Raw genomic sequence first — 6,264 nt, 5'->3', positions numbered from 1 at the left:
CCCGGTGACGGCGATGGCGCACACCGAGTACAGCCACAGCAGGGGCAGGTGGGCGGCGTCCATGCCCATGATGCCGATCGCGCCGACCATGACCAGGGTCCCCATCAGCAGGGACAGACCTGCCATGAGGGTGCTGCTGATGGCGAGGGTCTGCACCCGGGTCGCCCGGATCAGCGGGCGGTGCAGGCGCAGCGGGCCCATGTCGTTGTGGGTGTAGCCGAGGGCGTGGTCGACCTGGCCGCTGATGACGTTGGCGGAGAGCATGCCGCAGACCACGAGGACGAGCGCGTAGTAGAACGCCGTCAGGCCCAGGCCGCTGTGGGAGTCGAGCGGATGGCCGTCCTCGACCGTGACGGCGGCCGGGTCGGCCAGCAGGACGCGCGCCGCTGCGGGAAGTCTTGTCTGCCCGGTCCCGCTCTGGGCGGTCAGCTCCTTGCCCACCTGCAGCGAGGCGTTCTCGGCCGCCTGCGTCGTCGCCGTCCGGGCCAGGCTGGATCCCATGCTGCCGGCGGACTGGTTGGTCAGCACCGTCAGTGTCGGGCGGACCAGGGTCCCGGCGGTCGCGGTGCCGGTCAGCGCGGTGGTGGTGGAGGTGAAGTCGGCGGGGACGACGAGCGCGCCGTACAGCTTGCCCTCGCCGAGCTCCTCTTTCATCCCCTTCTCGTCCATCACCTTCCAGTCGATCTTGTTCCCACTCGCGGTCGACTTCTCGATCGACTCGGTGATCTGAGCCCCCAGGTTGACCCGCTTGCCGCCGACGGCGGCTCCCTTGTCGGCGTTGACCAGACCGACGGGCAGTTTCTTCAGGTGATCGACCGGGTCGATGTTGGCGCCGACGTAGAACACGGTGAACAGCAGCGCGAGTACGCCCGTGATGACGCCATTGGCGATCCACAGAGGTTTGGCGCGCAGGACGCGGAAGGGGTGAATGCCACTCATGGCTTACTCCGGTCTCGACTACAAAGGCACAGCGGGAGGAGGCCGGACGGCGTCATTGCAGGTCGGCGATCCTTGGAATGGTCAGTCCTCGGCGCGCGCATGGCGGTTGTCGGGTGGAAGCGTCGTACACCGACGAACACCTCCTGCGGTACGAGCAGGCTTCCGTGTTCGCCGACGATGGCGAGAGCGTTCGCGACCGAGTACGGGTGCGGGCGGTCGGTAGCAGACATGAGCGACAACCTCTACCTCTGCACAGGACGAGCGGGCGGTGGCCACAAGGGGCGCCGGCTCAGTGGGATGCGGAGCGTTTCGCCGGGGGGTGCCAGCCGCCGGTGACTTCCTTGACGGGCTTGTGCGGGAAACGGCGCTGGGCGTATTCCTGCGCGTGTGAGCCGGGCAGAACGTACAGGGTTTCCTTCTTGTCCTGGAGTGGTCGCAGCACGGTGTCCATGAATGTTTTGCGGTCGTCCAGGTAGGGGCCCAGAACGTCCTCGCCGGCGGGGCAGACGGCAAGGCAGTAGCCGGACTTGTAACCGGGGGGCGAGGTCAGGCTCTGCCACATGGAGGCGCTCTCGGAATCGGTGACCCGGGAGCGGTAGTCGGCGGCGTCCTCGCTGTCGGCCACGGTCTGCGCCCAGTCGGTGAACCCGCTCATGAACTCGCGGTAGTTGTGCGTGGTGCAGGCCAACGCGTCGAATGCCCCGTCCTTGCTGATGGCGCCGACCGGGCAGGCGGCGACGCACAGCTTGCAGTCGATGCAGGGGTTGTAGTCCAGCGCCTGCCCGTACTCGCTCACCTCCGCGTCCACCAGCACGGTGACCAGCAGGATGAAGCTGCCGAACTTCGGGTGGATGACGTTGCGGTGCAGGCCCATCACGCCGAGCCCGGCGGCCACCGCGACCGTCTTGTGCGCCACCACCCAGATCCGCTCCCTGGGGAAGCGGTCCATCTCCTGGGGGAAGCCGACGGACGGATTGAGTGCGCGGTAGCCGGCGTCCTGCAGGGCCTGGGTGACGCTGCGGGCGGCGTGGTTGGCCTGTTCGTCGGTCTGGTGGAGCTCCTGGTTGGCCACGCTGCGGGCGGGGGAGCGGCAGTTGTCGCGGTTCATCCGGACCGCCATCGCGATCAGGGTGCGGGTGCCGGGCAGCGCGGACTGCGCGTACTCGCGCTCGCCGGCCAGGTCGGGGTGGTCCAGGCTGACCGCGGCGGCGTCGTCCGCTCCGGCCGCCAGGCACAGCTCGCGCAGCCAGGCCGCGTCGATCACCGCCGGCGGGTTCACCGCGTCACCGGCCCTGCGCCGGGCGAGTACGGCCTGTACCGACGGGTGGGCGGCCAGCTTCGCCGGAAGCCTGGGATCCTTCGGTTGCCCCTCGACTTCGCGCGCGGCAGTCATCCGATACTCCTAGGGATTCGGGTTTTGAGGCTCGCCTCTTGGACGAAAAACCGATCAGTTCACCACCGTAAACCGATCAGTTTCCACGCGCAAGCTCAAGCGGCTAGCGCTCCCCGACCCGCGCCCCTTCGTACGGTGCTGCAACAGGCCCGTAGCCGGTACGCACGTCGGCGGCAGGGCGTCCGGGCCCTGATCCCCGCTCCCTCAGAGGGTGCTCCAGCGGCGCGCCGGTCCCCGCGTTGCGGGACGCGGTCGAGGGCGGCCGGGACCCCGAAGGGTGCGATGTCCTTGCGGGCGTGAACGCCGGGCTCCTCGCGAAAGCCCCGCTGGATGGTACGTCCAAGCGCGGAGTGAGAATCCGCTCCGGGGTCACATCACATTCGCGAACCCCGCAACCGGATCCTCGCCGGTTCGCCATCCCGTCACCAACGCCCGCAGCGCCCGCTCGTAGCAGTCGGCGACCGCGAGCCCCTGCGGCTCGTTGCCCGACAGCACCAGGGACACCAGGCCGTGGGCCATTCCCCAGACCGACAGTGCGATGACCTCGGGGTCGGACGCGGAACTGAACTGCCCGGCCCGCTGCCCGCGGCTCACGGCGTCGACCAGGGGTCGGTACGTCTCGGCGGCCTCGCGCGGCCTGTCCGAGTCGGACGGGCACTGGACACTGCGGTCGGAGAAGAGGATCGCGTAGAGATGTGGGTTGGCGACGGCGTACTCGCGATAGGCGAGCCCGATGCGGATCACGTCGCCGGCCGGGTCGTCCGTCGGATGGAGGGTGGCCAGGCGCTCGACGAAGAGCCGCACGGCCTCCTGGTACAGGCTGCTGAGCAGGCCGGCCTTGCTGCCGAACAGCGAGTAGACCGCCGTGGTCGAGGTCTTCGCGTCCGCCGCGAGCTGTCGCAGGCTCAGCGCGGCCGTGCCGCGGTCGAAGACCGTGGCGGCCGCACGGTGCAGGAGCCGGAGTCGGAGCGCTTCGTCATGTGTCTTGAGCCTGGCCATGGCGCCAGCATATTGCAACAGCGTTACGAATGCGTCCCCGGTGGCGCATCGAGCTGCGGTCGGTTGGTGCTGCCCACCCAGGGGTCGCGCCGACCTTGAAAGGGTCGTCCTTGAATAACGCCAGGTCAACGCGAGATGTTCCGATGCCCATCCGGTCAGGTTATACGCAAACGGGTTTGGAGCGAGCAATGAAAACACTGTTATGATTCCTCGCATGGACAATGAACGAACACCTGACGAGCGCTTCGTCGGCCTCCCCGACTGGCCGTACGAGCCTCGGTACGCCACGGTCGGTGAGGGCCTGCGCATGCACTACATCGACGAGGGGCCGGCCGACGGCCCGGTCGTGGTCCTCGCGCATGGCGAGCCGACCTGGGGCTACCTCTACCGCAAGATGATTCCCGGGTTGGTGGCAGCCGGCCGACGCGTCCTGGTTCCCGACCTGATCGGATTCGGCCGCTCCGACAAGCCGGTCGACCGGGCCGCGTACACCTACGAGTCTCACGTGGGCTGGACCGGCGTCTGGCTCGACCAGCTCGACCTGGCGGACATCACCCTGTTCGGTCAGGACTGGGGCGGGTTCGTCTTCCTCGTGCACGTCGGGGTCACACCCGACCGGTTTGCGGCCGTGGTCGCCGCCAACACCGGCCTGACCGACCCGGACGTCATGGCCGCGTTCACTCCGGAGAACTTCGCGCATGCGGCCGGCGCATTCCTGCGCTGGCGGGAGCAGTCCGAGTCGCCCCACCTGACCGCCTCGTGGGCGGTCGGCAGCCCCGACAGCGCCCTCAACCAGACGGCCCACCTCCTCACCGAGGAGGAAGCGGCCGCCTACGATGCCCCCTTCCCGTCCGAGCGGCACTTCGCCGGAGTGCGCCAGTTCCCGCACCTGGTATCGCTCGACGCCACAGACCCGCCCGCCTCGATGCTGCGCCGCGCCTGGGCCGGGCTGGCAGCCTTCGAGAAGCCGTTCCTCACCGCCTTCGCCGACCACGAAGACATCACTCTCATATACGAGCAGCTCTTCCACGCCCGCGTCCCGGGTGCGAAGGGGCGGGACCATGTGACGGTTCCCGACGCCGGTCACTTCCTGCAGGAGCAGCAGCCGGATCTGCTGGTCGATGCCATCCTCGGCCTCGGCTGACAGCCGGTCTTCGCGACGACCCACCACACCGGCGAGCACCGCGTCGGCCGGCAGCCCTGCGGACACCTCGGGGCTGGGCCGAGTCCCGACAGACCCTCGTCTTCCGGCACTTGCCCTCGCGGCCGGCGAGAGCGTCCTTGCCCGGCAGTCAGCCGAACCGCCGACGAGCGTACGACCAGCGCAGAGGTGTCTCCTTTGCGCCCGATGAGCCCAGGCTCATCAACTTCCTGAGCCGCCACGTCCTGTCGAACTCGGCCGGCTTCAGCTTCCCGCCCACCACTTCGAGCGCGGTGTCGCGGCGGACCGGTGGCGACCTGAACGCACTCCGCCACGAGCCGGCCACACAGTCCTGCCCGGCGCTCGCCAACGATCCAGGAGAAATCATGTTTGACAGCTTTGGGCGTCTGCTTCACCGGAGGCGAAAGCCCCTGCTGGTACTGACCTTGCTGTTCGCCGTCCTGTCCGGGGCCTACGGTGCCGGTGTCTTCGGCTCCCTGACGCCGCTCGGCTTCCAAGACCCCGGCTCCGACAGCCGGCACGCGGAAAAGATCGCTGAGAAGGCGTTCCCGCAGCGGACACCGGATGCCGTGATCGTCTACCGCGACGAGGACCGCACCGTCGATGACCCGTCGTTCCAGCAGGCGGTCGTCCAGCAGGTGGAGTCCCTGCCGAAGGCGGAGGTGACCGGCTACCTGCACTTCTGGCAGACCAAGATGCCGGCGCAGGTCAGCCACGACCGGCACGCCACCTACGTCGCACTGAACCTCCAGGGCAACAGCGAGAAGGCCAAGGAGGACTCGTACAAGGCGATCAAGGACAAGATCCCGGCACCCGGCCTGGAGACCCTGCAGGGCGGCACGGTGCCCACCGGCTATCAGGCCGGTGAGAAGATCGAACATGACCTGAGGCACGCGGAGATCATCTCGGCCCCCGTGCTCTTCCTGTTCCTGTTGGTCGTGTTCGGTGGTCTGGTCGCGGCCGGCCTTCCTCTGGTCGTCGGCGTGCTCTCCATCCTGGGCTCGATGGCCGTCCTGCGGGTCATCTCGAACATCACCGATGTGTCCGTGTTCGCCATGAGCCTGGTCACGATCCTGGGTCTCGCGGTCGCCATCGACTACGGCCTGCTGATCGTGAGCCGCTACCGCGAGGAGCTGGAGCGCGGCTACACCGGCGAAGCGGCGCTCGGGCGCACGATCGCCACGGCCGGGCGCACTGTGGTGATCTCCGGCACCACGGTCGCGGCGGCGCTGGCCGGCCTGACCCTCTTCCCGTCGACGTTCCTGAAGTCGATGTCGTACGGCGGTGTGGCCGCGGTCGTGCTGTCGGTGCTCTTCTCGCTGGTCGCGCTGCCCGCGGTGCTCGCCGTGCTGGGCCCGAAGGTCAATGCCTTCCCGCTGCGCCGCCGCAAGAAGGCCGTGCGCCCGACGGCGGCGGGCGAGGGTGCCTGGTACCGGTTCGGGCACGGCGTGATGCGGCGGCGGGGAGTCGTGATGGTGGGCGCGGTGGGCCTGCTGCTGACGCTCGCCCTGCCGTTCTCCAAGATCGAATTCGGCTCCATCAACGCACAGCAGCTGCCGAGCAGTTCCGAGGGCCGCCAGGTCTTCACCACCATGGAGCGCGACTTCGACGGCGACGCGGTGAAGTCCATCGACTCGCTGCTCGTGCTGAAGTCCGACGCGACCTCGAAGGAGCAGGGCGCGGCTCTGAAGGCATACGCCGAGCGGCTCGGCGCCACCGAGGGCGCCACGAGCGCCCGGATCACCGGCGTCGAGGGCACCACGGCCCGGGT

General features: G+C 68.7%; 5 protein-coding genes. 2 read left to right on the top strand and 3 right to left on the bottom strand.

The window, feature by feature from the left end:
• The 3 genes from AC5P09_RS51050 to AC5P09_RS51040 all read right to left on the bottom strand — a co-directional run.
• Nucleotides 1-939, bottom strand: a 939-nt coding sequence (locus tag AC5P09_RS51050; RefSeq protein ID WP_493880488.1) for a DUF3533 domain-containing protein, incomplete at its 3' end; no start/stop codon positions are given.
• A 289-nt stretch (nt 940-1,228) separates the two neighbouring features.
• A complete protein-coding gene (locus tag AC5P09_RS51045; protein ID WP_493880487.1) occupies nt 1,229-2,332 on the bottom strand; it encodes a 4Fe-4S binding protein in 1,104 nt (367 codons plus the stop codon).
• Nucleotides 2,333-2,701: 369 nt separating this feature from the next.
• Nucleotides 2,702-3,331, bottom strand: coding sequence for a TetR/AcrR family transcriptional regulator (locus tag AC5P09_RS51040; RefSeq protein ID WP_493880486.1), 630 nt, complete (start codon nt 3,329-3,331; stop codon nt 2,702-2,704).
• 214 nt (nt 3,332-3,545) lie between these two features.
• On the opposite strand from AC5P09_RS51040, the gene AC5P09_RS51035 reads away from it, so the two are divergent.
• Together AC5P09_RS51035 and AC5P09_RS51030 are read left to right on the top strand one after the other, a co-directional pair.
• Entirely contained in the window at nt 3,546-4,475 is a 930-nt protein-coding gene (locus AC5P09_RS51035) for a haloalkane dehalogenase (protein WP_493880485.1), read from the top strand.
• A gap of 383 nt (nt 4,476-4,858) precedes the next feature.
• Nucleotides 4,859-6,264: MMPL family transporter (locus tag AC5P09_RS51030; RefSeq protein WP_493880484.1), on the top strand; the 1,406-nt coding region annotated here is incomplete at its 3' end.

Source organism: Streptomyces sp. a15, from assembly GCF_059026085.1.
This window is presented reverse-complemented; position numbering and strand designations above follow the sequence as displayed.